The organism is Acinetobacter puyangensis, from assembly GCF_900096995.1.
In the GTDB taxonomy this organism is placed as follows: domain Bacteria; phylum Pseudomonadota; class Gammaproteobacteria; order Pseudomonadales; family Moraxellaceae; genus Acinetobacter; species Acinetobacter puyangensis.
Genome location: NZ_OANT01000017.1, coordinates 1 through 24,370, shown reverse-complemented (window position 1 = coordinate 24,370; position 24,370 = coordinate 1). Strand labels below are relative to the sequence as shown.

The window sequence follows — 24,370 nt, the reverse complement described above, 5'->3', positions numbered from 1 at the left end:
ACCCATGTGAGAGTAAGTCATCGCCAGCTCATTAATTCAAAACCCCCAAGCTGATGCTTGGGGGTTTTTTTATGGGGGGAAAAATGAGATTGGCTGAGAAATATCTTTTTATGTTAATCTCATCACAGAAATAACATATTTAAAAATAAGTTTATTTTGGGAATATAGTGTAGAAGTAAATTAGTTTAACTATGTGCTAAAACAGTAAAATTTATAGATCCATGGAATGTTATGCAAATGTCTCAATTTTTGAATAAATTTGAACTAAGATGAAAGACATATCAATATTAAAGAGACTTAGATCTGTAACTTTGGATCGGCAAGGATTACTACAGCCATCACGATTTGGTCAAGGGAAATTAGCAGTACAAAATGCAGTAGAGCATCTTGGTTATATACAGATAGATACCTTATCTATAGTCGAACGTGCCCATCATCATACGCTGTGGACAAGGATTCCAGACTATCAACCCGAATATTTAGATGCATTGGTCACAGAGCGTAAAGTGTTTGAGTATTGGTTTCACGCTGCCTCCTATCTTCCAATGAAGGATTTTCGTTATGTCTTAACACAAATGTTAGCGGTTAAGCACCATCCTTCGCATTACTATAATGCTGATCCAAAAATCATGAAGTATGTCATGGATAAAATCCGAGCAGAAGGGCCGAAAAAATCAAGAGATTTTGAAAGTGAGAGTAAAAAAGCCGGGAGTTGGTGGAATTGGAAACCAACAAAATTGGCACTTGAGCGCCTTTTTATGCAGGGCGATTTAATGATTTGTGAACGTCATGGGATGCAAAAAACTTATGATGTTTGTGAAAGAGTATTACCGCAGAACGTCGATACAACAGCACCCAGTCCGATTGAATTTGCCGAATACATAGTCAAAACTTATCTTCGAGCTTATGGTTTTACGACGTTTAAACAAATTATACATCTCAAAACGGGCGCAGAACTAAAAAAGAATGTGGTTGATGTTTTGAATGCGATGCTTGAACAGGGTGTGATAGAAAAAATTAATGTGTTGGGTATACCGGATATTTTTGTGCAAAGTGGCTTAATGGATCAAACATTTAACTTTTCCATTTCTAGTGTTCGATTGTTATCTCCATTTGATAATGTAATTATTCATCGTGAACGTGCCAAGCAAATATTTGATTTTGATTTCCGTCTTGAGTGTTATACACCCAAAGAAAAAAGGCATTATGGTTATTTTTGTTTACCTATTTTATTCGGCGATACATTTATTGGTCGTGTAGATTGTAAAGCTCATCGAAAAGAGCAACGTTTTGAGTTGATACAGATACATATTGAAAATATGGAAATAGAGGTAGAAAAATGGATAGCTTCTTTTATTGTATTGGTTAGACAGTTTGCGACGTTTAATGGTTGTCAAGTTGTGACACTTACAAAAGTAAGTCCATTAAAATTTGAAAAGATATTTCAGCAATCAATACAGGCTTGCTAAGTAGAAGATAAAATAGGTATTTTAAAAATATGTGGTAGTAACACTATTTTTACCACCGATTAGTCTGATTGATAGATAAAAATATCTAATTATTGATATATTAAAGAAAAATCAACGTGAGATGATCATTTGCTGCAAGTCATTACGCAACTTATCGGTGGGATCGGTTTATTTCTACTCGGCATGTCCTTAATGACTGATAGTCTAAAGGCCATGGCCGGAGAGTCTTTACGACAATGGCTATCCCGTTTTACTGGTTCATCGTTTAAGGCCATGCTTTCCGGTATTGGTTTTACTTTGGTGGTGCAATCCTCTACAGCAACAACATTGGCAACGATTGGTTTTGTCAGTGCAGGGGTATTAACCTTTGCTCAGGCGATTGGGGTGGTGATTGGTGCCAATATTGGTACGACCAGTACAGGCTGGATGGTGGCATTTCTTGGATTAAAATTTTCGATTGCCAGTTTTGCTTTACCCATGATTGGTGTGGGTGCCCTCATGAAGTTGTTGGGTAAGGATCGCTTGGCACTTTTGGGATTGGCTTTCGCTGGTTTTGGTTTAATCTTTTTTGGTATAGATGTGTTACAGCTTGCCATGGCAGGTTTTGCCGAGCGCGTGGATTTATCGATCTGGTCGAATAATAGTTTGTTGACACGATTGATTCTGGTGCTTGTGGGTGTTGTGATGACGATCCTGCTGCAATCCTCGAGTGCTGCCGTTACGGCCACATTGGCAGCGCTGGCCAGTCAGGCGATTGATGTACAACAGGCCATGGCACTGGTAATCGGACAGAATATTGGTACCGTGGCGACGGCGATTCTGGCAGCGATTGGTGCAACCACCAGTGCAAAACGAACCGCAGCAGTCCATGTGATTTTTAATGTCGTGACAGCGGTTTTTGCATTTTTTATTTTAATGCCTGCCATGTTATGGATGTTAAAACACTGGTCTTGGGCTGCAACTTTGGATAACACCATCATTATTGCTGCATTTCATACAGCCTTTAGTTTAATGGGCGCAATGATTTTTATGCCGTTTATTCCTCAGTTGCAAAGTATGATTAGTAAATTAATTCCGGAAAAAGAGCTTGAAACAACCCGTTATTTGGATGAATCATTGTTTAGCATGCCGTCATTGGCTATTGCAACGGCACAGGATTCTATTTGCCATTGTCTAGCAGATATGTATCGCTTACTGATTAAAGCAGGGCGAGGCGAAATTATTGGTGCCATGATCAATACCAAAGAGTTGGACTATGTGCTGTTGAAGGTAGATGACTATCTCAAGGAAATGCCTGTACCACAAGCACAGGCTGATCAACAACGCTTAATTGAGCTCATGCGTTTGATTGTCTATACCCGGGTTGTACGGGAAGATTTACAGCATACTGCCAATCTGGATATTTTGCGGGCACACTTTGATACAGAGGATTTAAATGAATTTATTAGCATTATTGAAAAATTAGTGCTGTATTTCAAACAAACACCTGCGCAGAAAATCCCACCTCAGGATGTGGAAAATTTAGAACAATTTAGTGCACAAATTAAAATACATCAACCCGCAATTCGCCAAAATATTGTGGCACAATCGGCAACTTCTCAAGTTAATGCAGCCGAAGCCTTGGACTTAATTATTGCGCAACGCTGGTTGGAGCGACTGGCCAAACATACAGCAAAAATGGCGATCTTATTGCGGGAAGAATCATCTGCTATTTAGTCTATAGCATTCTAGATGAACATGATCTGTGGGATTATTCTATTTATTACACAGATTATGCTGATATTATGATCTTTCCTAGATTAACTCTCTTGGGTCAGCTTAACTTTCTAATAATCCCGGCATCGGAACAAAGTTAGGGAGCTTACGCATGCGTTGTACCCAGCGACGGATATGGACAAAATCATCCAGATCAATTCCTGCATCCATGGATAATGCAACCAGTGGGAAAATCGTCAGGTCTGCAATAGACGGTGTTTTGCCTGCCAGCAACCAAGGCTGTTGTAAAACAGTTTGGACACATAGATGATCATTGAGTTGATTAAGTAGGCTATTCGTTTTTTCTATTAATATGTCTTCATCATCCAGAAAAGTGGACATACTTAAATTTGCTTGACGCAGCCGCCCCAGACTATTTTTAAGTTGTTGATGAAAGTCTTCCCAGTGTTGGAAGTGTTGCGTATGTGAAGGTTTTGCCCAATCGGGTTGTGCTGCAAAGTCTGCAAGAAACTCAAGGCTAGGGCGTATGCCATAGATGATTTGATCTTCTGCAACCGCCAGTTCCGGAATTTTATCACTGGGCTGTAAAGGATCAATATCTGCATAATCACTTTGAAATGGGACTTGGTGATAATATAAAAATAAACGCACCGCATAGCAATCCGACGACATCGGATCATCTTTTAGGATAAGGCGAGGTGAGTTGGTCAGGGGAGAATGATCGAGATTTGTCATTTAAGCTAGGACCTCTTTTTGTAAATCACTGCCATAGGTCCAGTGTTTATCGACTAACCATTTACGATAGGCTGTGGCCATCGCATCGGCTCGGGTCGGAATCTCAATTCTGGCGGCCAAGGGGAGTTTTAGCGGCACATGATTTTCAAGAATGGGTTTATCTTGGGTAAAGATTTTTTGCTGGAATAACACCATGTCTGTCATATGGCTATTTTGATCATCCAGTACCATGAGTAAATGGGCACGAATCTGGGTTTCACCTAAGGGTTGGATAAAAAGACAAATGACATCGGCTGGAATAACGCCAGATGCTGCGGTATTAATTTTATAGAGTAAGACATTTAAAGGTGATAATACCCGATAAATATATTCAGTTTCCTGTGGTTCCTGTGAGTTGGGTGCAGCAAGCGGCTGGGTAAAAACACATTCAGTCGCCCATAGCTCATCCACATTTTGTCGATGTTCAACTTGATAAGGTTTCACCGCAGTCAAGGGTTCTGCGCCCAGAATATTGGTGTGAACATAGGGAAAATGCGCCATATCCAGAAAATTTTCTACGGCACGCAGCGGTGAAGTGCGTACGCCATAGGCACCACAGGGTACAAGTCGTGCCTGTGGATGGTCATATTCTTCTAGGGTAAATAGTGCTTTATTCGGTGTTCCGATGCATAACCAGATAAATCCATAGGCTTCTTGCGTCTGGACGGGCACATCCTGCATTTCGCTGGACAGAAACCGGATTTGATAGTACTGGTCTAGTTTATCAAGTGTTAATGCTTGCCGATCAAGACGGGTTGTAACGCTGCTTTTATCTTTAAATTCTTCTGTAGATGCGACCACGATCCACTCTCCAATCAGTGAGTGATCAATGGGCAAATATGCTAAATCTTGGTTAGAGGACGGCATATTGGTGCTCCTCAATTTGTTGGCGAATTTGAAATAAACTGTCTAGGCTGCGTTGTACGGTTTCGGCCTGTGGTTGCAGGGCATGCAGTGTGGTTTTTTCAGCATCTGTTGGTGTGAGAAAAAGTTGAACATCGGCAAAGTCATCATCGCCTAAAAAACCGCAAGGAGAGGTTTGCCTAAAATGCAGATGCTGTAAAAACTCGGTCACTTCATCCATAGTGCAATGGATGAGGACCGATCCGGCATAATGTACAGGTATGATTTTTAGAGATAGGATTTGTTGAGCTAAGGGTTCCGGCCTAAGCTCTAGGTCAAAACCACCAAACCAGATCATGCCGTTATTTTCCGATACCGGATAGGCTTTACTGCATACACTTTTCGGTGCACGTTGTTCAGGCTGAGCCGGAATTTTCTGACAGGAACCATCTTGCGCTGCAAATTCCCAACCATGATAGGCGCATACCAGATTTTCACCATCAACATGCCCGAGACTTAAACGAACACTACGATGTGGGCAGCGATTTTCCCAAATTTGTACATGACCCGATACTGAGCGCCACACCACAACTTCCTTGCCATTGATCAGTACTTTTAAGACTTCGGCATTTTGCAAAAGTTCGGACGGTAAAATGGGTAACCACTGCACAGACATCATCTTTCTCCTCAATAAAAATCAAATTTTTAATCAATACCTTATTTTGGTAAGGAACCAGTTACGCCTTGGACATAAAAGTTGATCTTATTGAGCGCATCATCGCTATACACTTGTCCTGCTTTGACAAATTGTTGTCCAGCCTGATTATAGAGCGGACCTGCGAATGGATTAAGTTTGCCGGATTTTAAAGCGGCACGACGTTCCTGAAAGATTTTTTTGGTTTCTGCGGGAATGGAGGCATTCAGGTTTTCAACATCAACCGCACCTTCTCGGATACCGTAATAGATAGGTTTATTGGTCCATTTGTTTGCCAACACATCACGCAGGGTTTTATCGTAAATTTTGTCCCAATGAATCGCGGCTGCGGCAAGATGTGCCTTGCTACCAAATTTTGACATGTCAGAATCCCAGCCAAAAGCATGTACACCTTTTGATTGTGCTGCCTGTACTACAGCTGGAGAGTCGGTATTTTGCATCAATACATCATTTTTTTGAGAAATCAGGGTGAGGGCAGCATCACGTTCCTTGCCCGGATCATACCAGGTATTGACCCAAATGACTTGTGTGGTCACTTTTGGATTAACACTACGTGCGCCAATGGTAAAGGCATTAATATTGCGTACAACTTCCGGAATTGGGAATGAACCGACCACACCGATTTTATTGGTTTTGGTAGTTTTACCTGCAAGTACACCGAGCAAGTAAGCATTCTGATACATACGAACATTATAGGTACCGAGATTTTTTCCGGATTTATAGCCTGTTGCATGCATGAAAATGGTATTTGGGAACTGGCGCGATACTTTTTCCATGGCATTCATATAGCCAAATGAGGTACCAAAAATCACTTTATTGCCTTGCTGTGCCAGATTACGAAAAATACGTTCGGCATCACCTGTTTCCGGCACATTGGCCACAAAGCTGGTTTTTACTGTTCCCTTTAAATCTGCTTCGGTACGGATACGGCTTTGGTCATGGGCATAGGTCCAGCCATGATCACCGGGAGGGCCAAGATAGACGAATGCTGCTTTTAAGGGTTGTGCTGCCTGTGCATTGGTGCTGCAAATCGCAATCGATAATCCTGTGATGGCTAAAAAACTGCTAGTTGTTACGATTGCAGTCTTTTTGAACTTGTCCATCATATGCTGTATAGAATATTTTTTTGGTGCACAGGTAGATGATTTTTCGTCTATTGATGACATATGATTAAGCATATGGACTCCTAATACCTATTTTTGTATCAAAGCATACAAATGTGGGATGCCAACAAACGCAGGCAATGAAAACCGGCGATTGATGGGTGCTGAATAGGAGTGTTGAAGCAATATCTATACCACAAGCGTGTAAAATTCAGATTGTTCTTTGCTAACAATCAGATTTTAGATTGTTGGCAATAACTAATTATTTGATAACATTAAAAATCATAAAGACCAATAAATTGTGAAAAAAGGTTCGGTTAAAAAAGAGCAAGGGGGAAAAGATGTACCTTGTCATGAATAGATTTCAATCGCATTACCAGATCGCCCAGAAAAGGCCTTGATTGTGATCATTCTATTTTAATTGCACCATAGATTGGCAGAACCAGTATTTTTATGGTGATTGCATTTTAAAACGTGGTATTAAAGCGTTGATCCAGATTTTTTTGATCAATAATATCCATTAATACCTGATGAATAAAATGTAATTTTTCCAAAACTTTATCTGACAAGGTAAATGGATAGGCATCTTCTAGTCCCATACTCCGGTTAAGCGAATTTAAACCATAGGCAAGTGCAAACCAATTTTTAACGGTTAAATGAAAATTTGCACTATCAACAGGACAACCATCAAATTTAAGCTCGTGATCAAGCGGCGACTGTTTTTGAATTGAGATACCGGTATAAAAAGCCGTATCCAGCGTACTGATCATATGCAGATAATGCGCCCAGGTTTCGGCCCAGTCTTCCCATGGATGACTGCTGGCATAGGCACTGATATAGCTTTCTTGCCACCTAGCAACTGGCCCGTGATCATAATAATACTGTAATGCTTCACCGTAGTTTTGCCGTTCATCACCAAAAAGCTGTCTAAATGATTCAATCCATGGCGTATTTTGAACCAATACATCAAAGTAAAAATGTCCGCTTTCATGGCGAAAATGTCCCAATAAGGTACGATAATTTTCACCCATCGAAATTCGTGTAGTTTCACGATAGACGGTATCGGCTTCATAGGCATTTAAAGTAATCACACCATGGGCATGGCCTGTAAGTACTGGTTGATCATCAGTAGGTACCAGAAAATGAAAACTTAAGCCCCGTGGGTCATCAGGTGTTTTTTTAGCGCAGGGGAAAATATTCAGGCGTTGGGTCATGTACAAAAAGCGGCGTTTGGCTGTTTCCAGCTTGGCCCAATATTCGATATTTTTTGCTTCGTGCAAATCGGGAATCACTGTCGTGAGCTGACATGAACAACATAAATCCGAAGGACTATCTTGTTCCACCATCCAGTTACAGACGTTATATTTACTATAATTTCTACAAGGGCGATAAAATTTTTCCGAACCATCCAGTGCCATCCAGCCTTGTTCGTCGACATGGAAAGTCATCATGCTTTGCAGGCGTGGCACATAACCAACCGGATGCTGGCAACCCCCACAAAAATAGTTGGTAAAGAAAATCTGGGAGTGGCATTGAGGACAGTAAAATACTTTCATTTTATCATGACTATAAATTCTTTATCTTTGCCAAGTATTGTAAATAAGGTGTATTAAAAAGCAATTTGATGTTTGTGTCTTGGACAGGGGATTTTAAGCATTCGTGTAAACAAACAAGCGTGTTAAAATTTTATCCAGAGCACACATATGCCTAAGACTTTTCCTGCCATAAGATTTGATAAAAAATAGATAAGTGATTGAAAAATAAATTCTAACAGTAATACAACAGCATTTTTTAAGTGATTTATTAAAATATCTGTGTACTTAACTGTACACCCTCTCTTTTATTTGCTGCTGCAAATTCCTTTTTCATACTCCGCAACACTGCGAAATATACAAATTTAAAAATATATGGGGGAAATATGCCTTCCAAAAAAACAGTCAAAGGCTTTGAGAATATCAATCCGAATGTTTTTTTTAGCGCAGTCATTGTCATTGCTATTTTTTTAGCAGTTGTCGTGATTGCACCAAATTCGTTTGAATTGTTAACCAAACAACTGAATGACTGGATTACCACTTCTTTTAGCTGGTTCTATGTTTTATCGGTTGCTATTTTTCTACTGGTACTATGTTATTTTGCTTTTTCTGATGCCGGTAAAATTAAACTGGGACCGGACCATAGTACGCCTGAATATAGCAATCAATCCTGGTTTGCCATGTTGTTTACTGCCGGCATGGGGATTGGCCTGATGTTCTTTGGTATTGCAGAACCAATTATGCACTATACCAGTCCACCGACCGGAGATCCCGAAACCATTGCCGCAGCTCAGTCTGCCATGCGTATTACCTTTTTCCACTGGGGATTACATGCGTGGGGAATTTATGCGCTGGTGGGTTTATCACTGGCTTATTTTGCCTATCGGCATAATTTGCCTCTCAAAATCCGTTCCGCATTGTATCCGATGATTGGTAAGAAAATTTACGGACCGATTGGTGATAGTGTCGATACCTTCGCCACCATTGGTACGGTATTTGGTGTTGCCACCACACTGGGTTTCGGGGTGACGCAGATTAATTCCGGTTTAAACTATTTATTCGGCATTCCACAAAGTGCAACGACACAAATTATTTTGGTGATTGTGGTCAGTATTATGGCTTCAATTTCTGTGGTATTGGGTGTAGATAAGGGCATTAAACGGCTGGCGGAACTAAATCTGGTTTTGGCCATTATCCTGTTGCTGTTTGTGTTTTTTGCCGGCCCCACTGTGTATTTATTACAAACCACATTGCAAAACACTGGACAATATATTTCCAATCTCTTTAGCATGACCTTTAATCTATATGCCTATCAGCCCAATGGCTGGATTGGCGGTTGGACTATTATGTACTGGGCCTGGTGGATTTCTTGGTCACCTTTTGTCGGCATGTTTATTGCCCGTGTCTCACGAGGGCGTACGGTGCGTGAATTTATTGTCGGTGTTTTGCTGATCCCAACTGGTTTTACTATTATCTGGATGGGTTTTATGGGCAATGCCGGATTATTCAGTGTGTTGCATGAAGGACATGCCAGTCTGATCAGTGCCGTACAGCAGGATCCATCGGTAGCATTATTTGAATTTTTAAATGGCTTACCTTTTGCCGAAGTATCAAAACTACTGGCTACTGTTCTGGTGGTATTGTTCTTTGTCACCTCTGCTGATTCGGGTGCTTTGGTTACCGATTATCTCACGGCAAAAACGGATCAATCACCTTTATGGCAACGTCTATTCTGGACAGTATTAATGGCCACACTGGCGATTATTTTGTTGCTTGCAGGCGGTTTGTCTGCATTACAATCGGCAACGATATTAAGTGCCTTGCCATTTACCTTTATCATGCTGCTGATTTGTATCGGCTTGATCAAGGCATTACGTATAGATGTGATTAAAATGAATGCCTTACAGGCAGCTCGTACCACGCCGTATGCGATACACACACCCAGAAGCTGGCAGCAACGTCTGAGTTTGATTATGCATTATCCGCATACGCAGGAAGAAGTTGAACAGTATATTGAAAGCACGGTTGCCCAGGCGTTTGCTAGTATGTCCAGAGAGTTACAGCGTCGCCATGATCTACAGGTCAAAATTTCCCCGGTGGAGCATGGCTTACAGCTACGTGTTGATCATCAGGAAGAAATTAATTTTATCTATCAGGTGGTTTCCCGGGAAATTCAACCCCCTAGTTTTTTAAGTGAAACAGAGCAAGATGATACGCAAAAATATTATCAGGCCGAAGTTTCCTTAAGAGAAGGTGGACAAAATTATGATGTGATGGACTGGACGCAAGAGGATCTATTAAAAGATATTATTGACCAGTATGAACGTCATTTACATTTTCTAAGTGTAGTTCGTTAATGATCAGAATCCGCAAAGCTGCTGTTTTGCGGATTCTTATTGGATTTTAACATTTCTTGGTGTAAAATATGCACAGGTATTTGATATTAAATAGATTTATTTTTAGAAAAGATTTCGAATGATAGCCAAAACGGTATCTTTTTCATGACTATACTTGACAGCACTGCTCTAAAGTTTAAGCATGTTTTAATTCTTCACGAATAATTTGCCGTAAATCATCTTTAAAATGTTCTTTTAACATTGCTTCACGTAAAGCAGCATTAATCAAAGTTTGATAGCCTTTTCCATCTGCTTTAGCTTTAAAATATGCTAATACATCAGGATCAAGTGTAATGCTAATTTTTTGCTTTTTAACCTTTGTATGTACAGCTTTTTGCCACACGTCTTTACTTACAGGTTGCCCTTTAATACGAAAAGTTGCTCGATCAAAATCTGCCTGTGTGAATTCTGGATAATCGTCCATTTCATCAGATATTTTGGTAATAAATGTCTGTTTCATTGCGTGTCACCTTCCTCATAGAGATAATACGAATCGTGTTGTCATCTTCTATATGAACAATAACAACCACCAACATTTGCTATAAACCAATAGCAACCATACGTTGCTCACCATAATTTATACGAGTATCTTCAAACAGTACTAAAGGCTGATCAAATACGACTTTGACATCTGCAAAATCTAAACCATGCTTTTGGAGATTTTTTTGCCGTTTTATTTTATCCCAACCAAATAAACCGCATAATACATACTCATATTTTATATAGATAATTATGCATATAAAAAACATTTTACAAATTAAACCGTGTTGAAATGTTGTCGGTTGCAATTTTAGGGAATATATTTCTTATGATTGATCCACTATATCTTAAAAATCTCCTGTTCTTACTTATATAGACGTTTGAGATTGGAAAAAAGCTCATAAATTTACGTTAACTTTTGTAAGTAAATCATAAGTATTTGAAATACGTTATAATTTTTAATAAAAATCTTTCTCCTTACGCCATATATAGCTCATCTTTGAAAAAGCAGCCTTATTTTATATTAGAATCTCCCCCAACCCCTCTTTGTAAAAGAGGGGATGAGGCGTGTACGCCGCAAGGAATCCAAAACTGTATTAGATACCTTGCGAAGTTTAAAATTTATCGTTGGGTTTATACAATAAACCCCTACAAAATGTAGGGGCGTATTGCATATGCCCAGCCCCGAAAAAACCTATATTGGTGGGAACTTGACAGTCCTGCTTTCCCTTGCAAGGCAATGCCTCTCGGGGTTAGGGTGGATTTATATTAAGAATCTCTCTTTAAAAATTATATTTTAATGTCGCCATGAAGTTACGTGGTGCGCCATAAAAAATTGTAGGCCAACTAGAAATATTTTGCCCAATGGTCTGATAATATGTTTTGTCAAAAATATTATTTAAGGCAAATTGTAAATCTAGTTTTTCAGATGCTCTATAGCCTGTGGTCAAGTTAAATACACTATACCCACCTTGTTCAATTTTCCATTTTTGTCCTGAAGTCGTGCCTTCATTATAAACACCACTCTGATATGAAAAATTACCACCAACTCGCCAGCGATAAAGAGCATTTGGCAAATGATACATAGTCGAAACTTTGACCTGATGTTTTGGGATATCTGTATCAAATAATTTTCCTATATTACTATTATCACTATCTTTTTTATATTTTGCATCAATATAGCTATAACCCGCTGCCACTTGCCAGTTAGGAGTAATTTCACCATTAATTTCTACTTCAAAACCTTTACTTTGTACTAATCCTGCTGCTTCATAGCAGGTTGAACTTGGATAGGTACTACACGCTGTCGGGTCACTGACTTCCTTGGCTCGATTGTCTTGATCAATATGGAAAATTGCCATACTGGCATTTAATGCACCATCAAAATATTCACCTTTGATACCGATTTCATAATTTTTACCCTTGATTGATTCAAGCAACTGACCACTTGCATCTCGACTGGATTGAGGTTGGAATATATCGGTATAACTGGCATAGATAGAATGCTGTTGATTTAAATCGTAAATAATTCCCGAATAAAATGTAGGATAAGCGGTTTCTTTGGATTGTGTGTTACTGATTGAACCTTTCCAGTTATATACATATTGATAGTCATACCAATTTAGGCGTACACCACTAATGAATTTAAGTTGATCAAGAATTGAAAAACGTGCTGTGGTATATACACCATGTTGTGTCATATCACGATTATCTATGAAATCATAGAAGTTTACAGTAGGTTTAACCCACGAACTGGTATCAAATGAGCTAGGATCGGTAATGGTTGCTACCGCTGTTGTTCCTGAGCCATGACTATTGAAGTCATCATCTTGATAACTATAGCCAAAAACCAGTTCATGTGTTCGATTAAACAACTGAAATGGCCCATTTAGATAGACATCAAAACTGTTTTGAGTGTCATCATATATACCACCAGATACACGATAACTTAGAGTACTTAAATTACTTGCTAAACGTCCTGGATAGCCCCCTAAATAGTCAAATTTTGCCCAGTTTTTACTGCCAGATATTCGTAGTTTCCAGTCATTGGCAAAGTGATGATCAAGTTCCAGTGACACGGTATCCATTTCTTTATCCCAGTGATCCCAATCGGTCAAAAATGAAGTTGATCTGGATAAATGTAAGTCACTACCATCTACGGCCGTAGGCAAGCCACCACCCCACGCTACATTATTATTTTCATTGTGATGAGTATAGCTCACTGTGACAGTGGTGGAATCTGTCACATCGGCTTCTACCGTTGCATAGAATAAGCTATGTTCTCTATTTACCTTATCCTGAAAGGAATCTGCATCCTCATAGGTGGCAACTGCTCGACCTCGGATTTTTCCATTTTGTGCCAATGAGCCTGAAACATCTAGTTCTGTATGATAATTGTCCCAACTTCCCGCACTTAGCCCAATGGAAGACTGAAATTCTGTCGTTGGTTTCTTTCGGACTAAATTAATTGCTGCGGATGGATTACCGCTACCCTGTACTAAACCATTGGCACCACGTACAATTTCTATTCGTTCATACATAGCTAGATTTGCAGAGGAAAGAGCGTCCTTTGCACTAGCTAACGAAGTTGGTAATCCGTCATACATAATCGCATCAATATCAAAACCACGAGCATAAAAGCTATAACGTTCTGCACCAGTTTTTTGCATGCTTAATCCTATAGTTTTTAGCACTGCATCATTAAGTGTTGTTAACCCTAAATCTTCTATTTGTTGTCGAGTAATTACACTCACTGATTGTGGTGTTTCCCTCAAACTTAAATTTAATTTTGTCGCAGTCGAGGTATTTTTCACAGTATAAGAATTTTCATCTTCTGCATTCACAGTAATCACAGGCAACTGTGCCACATTCGGATCACGATTGGCTGTACCACTCGCATTAACATCAATCGGCTTTAACTGCCCCATATCACGGACTTGGGGTTGTGGTGCTGTCGTAACTTTTTCCAATGTCCATGAGCCATCAGTACGTTTAAGCAATTGTAAATTTGTGCCTTTTAACAACTGTGCAAAACCCTGTGCCGTTGTATAACTTCCCGTTAAGCCCGAACTAGTTAAACCTTGTGTTAATGCCGGATCAAATGACAGGGCAATACCAGATTGCAAGGCAAAACTGGATAAAGCCTGTCCCAGTTGTCCTGCCGAGATTTCGTAATGATTTACCGAATCTGTTGTATTGGCATAGCTGGTTGCAGAAAGTCCCAATACCGCACCAAACATTAGCGTGCGAATGGCATTAAAAAGTGGATGATGACCTGTTGAGCGTACTTTTATTGCATACATAGGATGCCCCCATTTAAATAAGAATGAAACGCTTTCCTATTTAATGCCAGTTGAAAAGCAAAAGTAGCTCATAAAAATTATAAAAAAGTTCAATTTTTTTTCGGAAGGATTCTGACCCAATAACCGCCTGCATAAATATCAATATCTAAATGATAAGTCTGCGCCAGCATGGTATAAATCTGCTGTAAATCATCAACAGGATAAGTCCCCGAGATTTTGATGTCCTGAATATGCCGATCAAGCTGGATTTTACCTTTTTGATAGGGCTGTAAACGCTGGATAAAATCTTTTAACGGCATTTCATTGACCATCAGAAAACCCTTTGTCCAACTGTATTGATTGACATCCATCGGATGGACTGTATCAATATGATGTTGATCAAAATAAGCCTGTTGATTCAGATTTAAGATGGCTTCCTGCTGATTAACTTGCGTCCGAATTTTTACTGCACCTCGATGAACCGCAACAAAGGTCTGCTTTGGTTGCATGCGCACCAGATACTGTGTACCTAGTGCTTGGGCCGTTCCTTGTTTGGTTTCTACAATAAATGGACGTTTGAGGCTATCGGGTTGGGTTTCAATCCAGATTTCACCTTTGCGTAATACCACCGTTCTTTGCTTATCGGAATAATCAACATCAATGGCAGAACGCCCGTTGAGTATGATTTTACCGCCATCCGGTAGGGTAATGGTTTTTCGCTCTCCCACCGCACTGCGATGGTCAGCCAGCCATTGCTGTTGGTCATTGGCATAATACAGCGCAGATAAAGCCGGTAAAATTGCCAGTAACCAGATATATTTTTTATGCGATTGTTGATCATTCGCCGAATCTAGTTTATCCAGTACAGGATGAAGCAGATCTAAAGGCACATCTGAGAATTTTGTCTGTAATTTTAGGGCATTTTGCCAAACTTTTTGGTGCATTGGACTTTGTTGTTGCCATTCTTGTAATTGTTGTTGTTCTTGTGGAGACAGTTCCTGCTCCTGCATACGCATCAACCATTCGCTGGCTTCTTCTATAATTTTTTGACGCGTCGCTTGTTGCATCAGTTAAAAATCCTCAAGATCAAGCATCGCATCCAGACAATGGATATAGGCACATTGAATATGGCGTTTCACGGTGCTGACCGAAATATTGAGCTTATCTGCAATTTGATGATGTTTTAAGCCTTCAAGCTGAAAATATAAAAAGGTTAATCTGACTTGTGGTGGCAGTTCGGACAATAATTGAATGGCGTGCGTTAGGGTTTCGATAATCAGGGTTTGGTGTTCCGGAGATGGGTAATCGAGATCGGGCTGCTCTGTCAAAACTTCCAGATAGGCACGTTCGACATGTTTACGCTGAATCCAGTTCACCATCAGGCCTTTGGCAATTTTAGTCAGATAGGCACGCGGATGTTGAAGCTGAGTGGTATTTTCTCGGGCTATCAGTCGTAAAAAAGTATCCTGTGCCAGATCTGCTGCATCTGAAGAGTTGCCTAGTTTTTTATACAACCAGTGATAAATCCAGGTATGATGTTCCTGATATAAATTTGAAATGTGCTGATTTGCGCTGGAACTCGACATAAATAAGCCGTTATCGAATGGTTATGATAATTATTATCGTATAATTTTTGTGTAAACTTCAAGGTTATTCTGCTGGATCTTCGACATTGATAAGTTTTAAGCACACGATAAAAGACGACAATCTGATTGGCTCATTGCCAATCATGTTATTTTGATCTGTGACATGACAACAGTTGTCATTGTTTTGTGATGAAGAAATTTAGATTTCATCTTTTATTGATTTTATAGGCACGATAGGCTCCGAATAATAATGGAATTATGGTAATTATGAGCATGATTTCATCATAGATCCCATCCAGAATAAGCATCATAATAATGCCGGATATACTGATGAGTGCGAGATAAATGACAAGTTTTAAATTGTTGTAATGTTGCATGGCGATCTACCTAATTAATTTTATGACGTTTTGCCCACCATAACCATGCACCATTTAAGGTGATAAATAAGGTGAGTAAGGTACATAATGCCCAAAGAAGTTTAAGTGGCATTCCACCATAATCGCCAAAATGTAATGGTTGTGAGATGAGAACTGCTTTTAAATATAAGGGCAGTTGCATGACTTGAACAACTTCATAGTTTGCAGCATCAATCAGGGCTATTCTTAATAAGTTTTGATCAAATCCAGAATTTCCTTCTAACAAGACTAAAAAGTGTTGCTGTGTAGAATATTCCGTACCCGGGAACAGTACGATTGATGGTGTCCAGCCCACTGCTGCCTGTGATGCACTGGCATAAACCAAATCCATATCTGGTTTATGCAATGCTGGTAGAGCATGTTGATATTGTTGTTGTAATGCGCCAAGTTCTGAAAATTGCCAGATACCGATTGCCACAGTACCAAAACCTAACAAAACTCCGGTAATGGTGACAATCAAGGCCCACCCAAGGACCATTGACCCGATTAGATTATGTAAATCGAGCTGAAATAATCGTTTCCCTTTATTAAAACGAATAACACCGAATAAAAACTTTTTAATATAAGGTGCATAGACCACAACACCTGAAATTAAGGACATTAACACCAATAAGGCAATGAAAGCACCGATAATTTCACCAATTGGTCCAAGAAACCATTGTGCATGCAACTCTAATAAAAAACCTGTGAATGTTTCATCAAAAGCAGGTTGATCCACCAATTTCGCTTGTGCGATATCCAGATAAAGCCAGCGCGCATTGTCAAAATTACCGCCTGCTTTGGTCATACCAATGAGTAAAAGACCAGGGAAATGCTCGGGGTCAAGGGTGGTACTGATAATATGTTCAGCGGGATAACGTTGTTCTGCTACAGCAATTGAGTCCATTAAAGGACGATGTTCGATGCCCTGTATGGTTTCTATTTTCGGTGCAGCATTTAATAAATGATCTATTTCTTCATGGAAAATCAGGATTAAACCTGTCAGGCATAAAATGGCAAAAGGCAGGGCAATAACCAGACTAACCCAGCGATGAATCCATAAATTGGTTCTATACCAGCGAGAAGTTTTTTTCTTTTCCTGTGCTATCAACTTAAGCTACTCACTAAAGAGTACTGCCATAACAATATGGCAGTATGATAAAAATTAGAATTGGTATTTAAAACTTAACAATGCATTGCGGGATGGTTGCCAATATAACTGCATGCCATCATCTGTTACTGCGTAATATTTTTTATCGAATACATTATTAATATTAAGCTGTGCAGACCATGATGGATCGATTTGATACTGTGCCATTAAATCAACGACAGCATAGGCTTTTTGTTCTAGTTTTGGCACACCTAAAGATTTAGCAAACGACTGCCATTGATAGTTTTCGCTCTGCCAACGCACACCACCGCCCACAGTAAGGTTCTGTAAAACACCTGATAATTTATATTTACTAAATAGATTAAATTGTTTGCGTGGAATTAATGGACTAACATCATCACCATTGGCTTCTTTGGCTTTAAAATAACCATATCCAGTCATCAGATGCCAATTTGGTAAGATTTCACCTGCTATTTCTAGCTCAAATCCTTTACTTACAGCACCTTCGGTTGCTCGATACACATTTTTGAATAAACCATTGTCATCAGTTCGTGTACCAATGCGCTCTGCATAATTGTCCTGTTCCATGCGGAAAATAGATAAGCTAGAGGTTAGACGATCTTGAAAATGTGAACTTTTTAAGCCAATTTCGTAAGTATCTCCTTCCATCGGCTTAAGTTGTGTGCCGTTTACATCTTCTTTGTTTTGTGGCTCAAAGATGCTTGTCCAACTCGCATAAGTGGAAAAATGATCATTGATATTCCAAACCAACCCAAGATATGGAATAAACTCATGATCAAATTTGTGGCTATTGTCGGTACTTGTGGCGATACTATCTTTATAGTCCCTAAATTTGTAATTGACGACACGGGTACCTGCAAATAATTTTACAGGGTCTAAAAGGCTAAAGCGTCCAGCAAAAAACAGACTGTCTTGTGAAATTTTTTGATTAATAGATGGTGTGGAACGATTGATATATATTGGTTGTGGCATATTGCCATTAAAATCATAAATATCAGGTGTTAACTCTGCACTTAATGAACCTGGACGACCATGCGTTAAAAGTTTTTCTCTCGACATGTTATAACCAAAAGATAACTCATGTGTACGTTTAAAGAGATCAAATTCTCCATTAATTTGTACATTTAAATCTTCTTTTTCGTTGCTCACGTTATACATCCCCGAAGAACCTACAACAGGGAGTTTCATCCCGTATTCTTTGAGGAACATCGCAGACTTACCTGTGTCTGGATCAATTGGATACAAATAATACAGGTTAATTTTTGCATCAGAATTTCTTTTGCCATTGTTATAGCTAATACTCGCATCCCAGCCGTCACCAAAATTATGTTCAGCTTTTACAAACCAATTGGTGTAGTCGGTATCCCAGTATGACCAGTTTGGTGCAACAGTTTTACTACGATCGAATCTTAAAGGAATAACGTTGATATTCTCATCAACAGTCCATGCAGGAATACCGCCCCATGTTGGGCTATCGGTTTCATCTTGTTGATAACTGATTCCACCAGACAATAAAGTATTTTTGCCGATATCTTGTTCAAATGTGGCAAAAAAAGTCTGTTGTGTAGTTTCAAAGGCATCGATGTAACTGTCTTTAGTATCGTAATCTACAACAAATCGAGCTCTGGTTGTGGCACTTTTATTGAGTGGTGTACTAATGTCAGCGGTCGTTCCCATATGTGACCAACTACCCCCTTCGATAGAAAGCTGTCCTGTAAGCTCTTTGCTATCGGCCTTTTTCCGAATCATATTTACAACTGCCGAAGGCTTGCCAACACCAGTCATTAAACCATCGGCACCACGAATGACTTCGATACGATCATAAATTGCAGTGCTATTAAAGATTTCACCCGCACTCCATTGTTCATTGATATTGGTAGGTACACCATCGATCAAATAGTTTTCAATATTAAAACCACGAGCATATAACCCACCACGATTACTTTCGTATTGATTCACAGATAAACCCGTTGTATTTCGAATTGCATCAGCTAAATTATCTATTTTTTTATCATCTAGATATTGTCTGGTTAAAACAGTAATCGACTGAGGTGTTTCACGTAGTGAGGCTTTGAAAGGTAAGGCTGTTGTACTTACACTGGCTGCATATCGACCAGTTTTTTCTGTTTTTTCACTATCAGCGATTACATTAATGACAGGAAGCTGTATGGCATCAGAAGTTGTCTGTTCAGTTGAGGCATTACTACTTAATTTTGGCTTTTCTGTCAAAACATAGCCATTCGGTGTTTGTTGGGTTTGTAATCCATGTGTAGAAAGCAAAGTATTGAAGCCCTGTGCCAGCGTATAGGTCCCATTTAAACCTTGACTTTGTTTGCCTTCAACCAGTCTTGCATCATAATTTAATAAGATACCAGCTTGCTCTGCAAATTGATTGATGGCCTGTGCCAGACTACCGGCTTTGATATGATAGGACTGGGCAGTTTGTATCGCAGTATTGGCAAAGACGGTCTGACTCAATATGGTATTGGTCGTCACCAAAGAAACCGCAATAATCGCACGTTGTATTGCGAGGTGAAGTAGACTGGTTTTAAATCTGTTGTGCTTCATTCATTTATTCCCCGACATGGTAAAAAAGTTGTTTTTCATTTGCTATGCCCCGTGAAAAACAAAAACACATCAGTTTTTTTGAAAAAAAACACATAATTTTTTTATATTTTTGATTTTTATCGGTATAAATTTTTTAAAAAGATGGGTGTCTTAATTTAAGGTTGATCATCCTGTAAAGAGATTTTGGTCCAATAAAAAAATTGTGAATTGAGCTTAATCGGCAGGCCATGTTGTAGGGCTTGTAATACCTTTTCACTGTCCTGTACGGGGAATACGCCGGAAACTTCAAGATGTTGTATATTTTTGTCATAACCAATCGAACCATGGTGGTAACGATTTAATTCGTTTAGGAATTGAGGTAAAGGCATTTTGTACACATTCAGTGTACCTTTGGTCCATGCGGTGTAGATGCGATCCAGTGCCTGAATATTTTGGATTGCCGTTTTACTAAATACAATTTGTTGATTGGCAAGAAGATGGGCCACCTGTTTGGAGTGTTGTGTTGTAATTTTAACTTCACCTTCACTCACTGCCAGAACACTGTGATCATCATATTGCCGTACATTAAAGGTTGTCCCAATATCCTGCATTACACCGTCCCGATTATGCACAGAGAAAGGGCGATGTTTGGTGTCAGTCAGGACGTCAATATGGATTTCACCTTTGATCAGTTCAATTCGGCGTTGTTTGTCATCATAGATGATATTAATTGCAGTGTTGGTATTGAGTATAATCTGTGAACCATCCGCCAGCGTGATATGTCTTTGCTCACCAGTCCGGGTTTTGTAATCGGCCTGCCATTGTTGCCAGAGTTGTTGTTGCTGTGCATGATATAGACCAAACATTGAGCTGCCAAAAAGCATGAGCCAGAGGATGGATTTAAGTGTATATGCCTGTTTGCTTGATTGGCTTGGTTCAATGGCTGACAATGCTGGCTGGAGTAAAGGGTGCTTGATATGGGCGAGCGATAGGCCAAAATCTTCAAGTCGTTGCCATGCCTGCTGATGTAATGTATTTATGTTCAACCAGCGTTCAAAAGCGATAAAATCCTGTTCTGTAACATTATCGGCCTGTAATTTGACATACCATTCAGTTGCCTGTTGGCTAATATGTATCGGAATCTGATGCGACTGATCGGGAAATAATGATTTATTCGACATGACAATCCCTAATGCTATACACAGAACCGGATAGGCCTAAACAATAACATCTTAATTAAATTCGGCAAAACAACATTGATGCAATGCTTTGGCAATATAACGCTGAACAGTCGGCACTGAAATGTTGAGTTGCTGTGCGGCTTGTGCCTGCGTTAAACCATCTAACTGGGTGAGGAGAAAAGTCTGTCGTACTGTGTGATCCAGACCAGCCAGACGTCGGTCTAATTGAATGATGGTTTCAAATAAAATAGCTTGTGTTTCTGGATCGGGATGATGTTGTTCGGGTAAAGTCGCAAGAAAGTTTAAATAACTTTGTTCGATGTTTTGATGACGATAAAAATTACTGACAATCCCTTGTGCAATGGTCATTAATAATGCACGGGGTTCATTGGCAATGATGGGTGTTTTTTTATTGAGTAGGCGTAAAAAGGTATCCTGAGCAATATCTTCTGCCTGTTGACGGCTTTGCATTTTTTTGCACAGCCATCTATACAACCATTGATGGTGGTTTTTATACAGATGTTCAACTGTGTTGGGCATGAGCAGTAAAATAGATTTATAGTAATGATTATCAATTGTAACTTTATTATCATACATCCACAAATGCTTAATGCAATTTTAACTTGCCGTATATTGCATTTATCTTGTATTTGAACTACAAAACTCAAATATAGAAAATCATTAAAATTTGTTTTAATAACAAGTGATAAAAGTGTAATAAAAGGTATAGAAGAGATGAAAAAAGCATGGTTAAACATTGTATTTTTAAGTGTGGTATTTGCTAGCGTTCCTGCTTGGGCGGGTGATGATGCCAAAGCGATTGCACATGGATTACAACATCCAGTGACTGTTGCACAAGCAAAAAAATTACCGGATGAATCATTTATTACTTTAAATGGAACTTTGGTGCGTCATCTGCAAAAAGACCATTATGAGTTTAAAGATCAAACAGGCAGCATTTCGGTCGAAATTGATGATGATCTTTTACATCCTGCACAATTTAAGCCGAATAGTCGGGTAAAACTGGTGGGTGAGGTCGATACGCATCGTTATAAACCAACCGATATCGAAATTTTACAGCTGGAAATTCTACAATAAAAATTCAAATTGCAATGGCAAGAATAAGTGCGTCATGATTGGAAAAATGCTAAAATGTTGCGCTTATTCTTTTTAGCCTTGCATAGTTGTTGCTCATGACTACCAATACCCAAATTACTGAAGATCGCATCCTGATTCTGGATTTCGGTTCACAATATAGTCAGCTTATTGCCCGTCGTGTCCGTGAAGCTGGTGTTTATTCCGAAATGTACGCTTTTGATATGTCCGAAGACGATATTCGTGCGTTTAATCCAAACGGCATTATCTTATCCGGCGGTCCGGAAAGTGTACATCTTGAGGGCAGTCCTCGTGCACCCAAAGTTGTATTTGAACTCGGTGTGCCGGTATTAGGAATTTGCTATGGTTTTCAAACTATGGCAGAACAATTGGGCGGCAAAGTTGAAGCGGGTACCGTGCATGAGTTTGGCTATGCCGAGGTCGATATTCAACAGCGTGATGCCTTAATCGGTAATTTGCAAGATCGTGAAAGTCAACTGCATGTCTGGATGAGTCATGGTGATAAAGTCAGTCGTTTGCCAGAAGGTTTCGCAGTAACGGCAAGTACAGCAAGCTGTCCATTTGCAGCGGCTTCTGACGAAACACGCCATTTTTATGGGGTGCAATTTCACCCGGAAGTGACACATACTGCCAAAGGTGCAGAGCTTTTATCCAACTTTGTCCATCAGATTTGTGGATGTGGTGGTCTTTGGACACCGGAACATATTATCGATTTACGGGTAGAGCAATTACGTCAACAGATTGGTGATGAAAAAGTCTTGTTAGGTTTGTCCGGTGGGGTGGATTCATCAGTTGTTGCAGCACTTTTACATAAAGCCATTGGCGATCAATTGACCTGTGTATTTGTCGATAATGGTTTGCTTCGTTTAAACGAAGGCGATCAGGTGATGCAAATGTTTGCCGATAACATGGGTATTCGTGTGATTCGTGCCGATGCAGAAAACCGCTTTTTAACTGCGCTTGCCGGTGAAGTTGATCCAGAGAAAAAACGTAAAATTATTGGTCGTGAGTTTATTGAAGTATTTGCCGAAGAAGCCCGTAAACTTGATGGCGTGAAATTTCTAGCACAGGGTACAATTTATCCTGATGTCATCGAATCCGCAGCGAGTAAACAGGGCAAGGCCCATGTGATCAAATCGCATCATAATGTTGGTGGTTTACCGGAAGATTTGGCGTTTGATCTGGTTGAACCATTGCGTGACTTATTTAAAGATGAAGTGCGTAAACTGGGAACAACCTTAGGCTTACCACATAGCATGATCTATCGTCATCCATTCCCAGGTCCTGGTTTAGGCGTACGTATCTTGGGTGAAGTGAAAAAAGAATATGCCGATATTTTACGTCTTGCCGATGATATCTTTATGCAGGAATTACATGCAAGTGGCTGGTATGACAAAACTGCACAGGCATTTGCCGTATTCCAGCCAGTAAAATCTGTCGGTGTGGTGGGTGATGGTCGTCGTTACGCCTGGGTGATTGCACTGCGTGCAGTTGAAACAGTGGACTTTATGACTGCCCGTTTTGCCCATCTACCTTATGATTTAGTCGATAAGATTTCGACTCGCATTATGAATGAAATCAAAGATGTTTCCCGTGTGGTATATGACGTATCCAGCAAACCACCTGCCACGATTGAATGGGAGTAATTTAGGGGGTTCTAGAAGCATTGCTTCTAGCCTAAATTACGGCAAGAGCTGCGCTCGCGGCAGAGAGGGGTTTCAAAATGCAACGCATTTTGCTGATTTTACGCCAAACGCTGTGCCTGCGGCAGAGAGGTTTCTGGAAGTATTGCTTCCAGCCTAAATTACGGCATGAACGATTTTAAAGTGCAGCTTTAAATGAAGTGCAAGGTGCCTGCGGCAGAGAGGAATTTCAAGTGGCATCGCCGTTTGCCGATTTTATGGCATGAAACGAGTTTAAAATGTTGCGTTAAACAAAGTGCGGAGTGCCTACGGTAGTGAAAGTTTTCTAAAGATAATTCTGCCCTAAAATGCAATGCGTTTTGAGTCTGTCTAGTCCTGAAATAAGTTGACACTGATTTCAACTATAAAACGCCTGATGAACCTCATTGGGCGTTTTGTATTTTAAGGCAAAGTGAGGTCGC

19 protein-coding genes are annotated in these 24,370 nt (G+C 39.8%); 5 read left to right on the top strand and 14 right to left on the bottom strand.

The genetic code is table 11. The annotated features are described in order from the left end of the window. Positions 1–269 precede the first annotated feature (269 nt). A complete protein-coding gene (locus CRO21_RS16825; RefSeq protein WP_097080463.1) occupies positions 270–1,469 on the top strand; it encodes a winged helix-turn-helix domain-containing protein in 1,200 nt (399 codons plus the stop codon). Positions 1,470–1,598: 129 nt separating this feature from the next. Continuing rightward, entirely contained in the window at positions 1,599–3,185 is a 1,587-nt protein-coding gene (locus tag CRO21_RS16820; protein ID WP_097080462.1) for a Na/Pi cotransporter family protein, read from the top strand. 102 nt (positions 3,186–3,287) lie between these two features. On the opposite strand, the gene CRO21_RS16815 is transcribed toward CRO21_RS16820, so the two are convergent. From CRO21_RS16815 to CRO21_RS16795, 5 genes are all read right to left on the bottom strand, one after another. After that, the gene (locus tag CRO21_RS16815) at positions 3,288–3,920 is read right to left on the bottom strand and encodes a glutathione binding-like protein (RefSeq protein WP_097080461.1); all 633 of its coding nucleotides are present in this window, start codon (positions 3,918–3,920) and stop codon (positions 3,288–3,290) included. Continuing rightward, positions 3,921–4,826 carry an aromatic ring-hydroxylating oxygenase subunit alpha gene (locus CRO21_RS16810; RefSeq protein WP_097080460.1) on the bottom strand — a complete coding sequence of 302 codons (906 nt, stop codon included), beginning with the start codon at positions 4,824–4,826 and terminating at the stop codon, positions 3,921–3,923. Beyond that, positions 4,813–5,478, bottom strand: coding sequence for a Rieske 2Fe-2S domain-containing protein (locus CRO21_RS16805; RefSeq protein ID WP_171294081.1), 666 nt, complete (start codon positions 5,476–5,478; stop codon positions 4,813–4,815). The genes CRO21_RS16810 and CRO21_RS16805 overlap by 14 nt, the downstream gene beginning before the upstream one ends. A gap of 41 nt (positions 5,479–5,519) precedes the next feature. After that, positions 5,520–6,623, bottom strand: coding sequence for a BMP family ABC transporter substrate-binding protein (locus CRO21_RS16800; RefSeq protein ID WP_228150485.1), 1,104 nt, complete (start codon positions 6,621–6,623; stop codon positions 5,520–5,522). Between the two features lie 464 nt (positions 6,624–7,087). After that, entirely contained in the window at positions 7,088–8,176 is a 1,089-nt protein-coding gene (locus tag CRO21_RS16795) for a zinc-binding metallopeptidase family protein (RefSeq protein ID WP_097080457.1), read from the bottom strand. Between the two features lie 362 nt (positions 8,177–8,538). On the opposite strand from CRO21_RS16795, the gene CRO21_RS16790 reads away from it, so the two are divergent. Then, a complete protein-coding gene (locus CRO21_RS16790; RefSeq protein ID WP_097080456.1) occupies positions 8,539–10,509 on the top strand; it encodes a BCCT family transporter in 1,971 nt (656 codons plus the stop codon). 175 nt (positions 10,510–10,684) lie between these two features. Here the strand turns inward: CRO21_RS16790 and CRO21_RS16785 are convergent, their stop codons facing one another. From CRO21_RS16785 to CRO21_RS16745, 9 genes are all read right to left on the bottom strand, one after another. After that, complete coding sequence (locus CRO21_RS16785) at positions 10,685–11,008, bottom strand: BrnA antitoxin family protein (RefSeq protein WP_213064437.1); 324 nt, start codon at positions 11,006–11,008, stop codon at positions 10,685–10,687. A gap of 79 nt (positions 11,009–11,087) precedes the next feature. Next, the gene (locus CRO21_RS17925) at positions 11,088–11,297 is read right to left on the bottom strand and encodes a BrnT family toxin (RefSeq protein WP_378235023.1); all 210 of its coding nucleotides are present in this window, start codon (positions 11,295–11,297) and stop codon (positions 11,088–11,090) included. A gap of 513 nt (positions 11,298–11,810) precedes the next feature. Continuing rightward, positions 11,811–14,330, bottom strand: a complete 2,520-nt coding sequence (locus tag CRO21_RS16775; protein WP_097080455.1) for a TonB-dependent siderophore receptor — start codon at positions 14,328–14,330, stop codon at positions 11,811–11,813. Positions 14,331–14,419: 89 nt separating this feature from the next. Beyond that, complete coding sequence (locus CRO21_RS16770) at positions 14,420–15,376, bottom strand: FecR family protein (RefSeq protein ID WP_097080454.1); 957 nt, start codon at positions 15,374–15,376, stop codon at positions 14,420–14,422. Between the two features lie 3 nt (positions 15,377–15,379). Further along, positions 15,380–15,895 (bottom strand): sigma-70 family RNA polymerase sigma factor, encoded by a 516-nt coding sequence (locus tag CRO21_RS16765; protein ID WP_097080453.1) that lies wholly within the window; start codon positions 15,893–15,895, stop codon positions 15,380–15,382. 387 nt (positions 15,896–16,282) lie between these two features. Then, complete coding sequence (locus CRO21_RS16760; protein ID WP_097080452.1) at positions 16,283–17,401, bottom strand: PepSY-associated TM helix domain-containing protein; 1,119 nt, start codon at positions 17,399–17,401, stop codon at positions 16,283–16,285. A gap of 54 nt (positions 17,402–17,455) precedes the next feature. Further along, positions 17,456–19,990 (bottom strand): TonB-dependent siderophore receptor, encoded by a 2,535-nt coding sequence (locus tag CRO21_RS16755; protein ID WP_097080451.1) that lies wholly within the window; start codon positions 19,988–19,990, stop codon positions 17,456–17,458. 155 nt (positions 19,991–20,145) lie between these two features. Next, on the bottom strand, positions 20,146–21,150 hold the full coding sequence (locus tag CRO21_RS16750; RefSeq protein ID WP_097080450.1) for a FecR family protein: 1,005 nt from the start codon (positions 21,148–21,150) through the stop codon (positions 20,146–20,148). 51 nt (positions 21,151–21,201) lie between these two features. After that, a complete protein-coding gene (locus tag CRO21_RS16745; RefSeq protein ID WP_097080464.1) occupies positions 21,202–21,690 on the bottom strand; it encodes a sigma-70 family RNA polymerase sigma factor in 489 nt (162 codons plus the stop codon). A gap of 195 nt (positions 21,691–21,885) precedes the next feature. Between CRO21_RS16745 and CRO21_RS16740 the strand changes: the two genes are divergently transcribed. Continuing rightward, positions 21,886–22,248 (top strand): NirD/YgiW/YdeI family stress tolerance protein, encoded by a 363-nt coding sequence (locus CRO21_RS16740; protein WP_097080449.1) that lies wholly within the window; start codon positions 21,886–21,888, stop codon positions 22,246–22,248. A 95-nt stretch (positions 22,249–22,343) separates the two neighbouring features. After that, positions 22,344–23,912 carry a glutamine-hydrolyzing GMP synthase gene (gene guaA, locus CRO21_RS16735; RefSeq protein WP_097080448.1) on the top strand — a complete coding sequence of 523 codons (1,569 nt, stop codon included), beginning with the start codon at positions 22,344–22,346 and terminating at the stop codon, positions 23,910–23,912. Positions 23,913–24,370 lie beyond the last annotated feature (458 nt).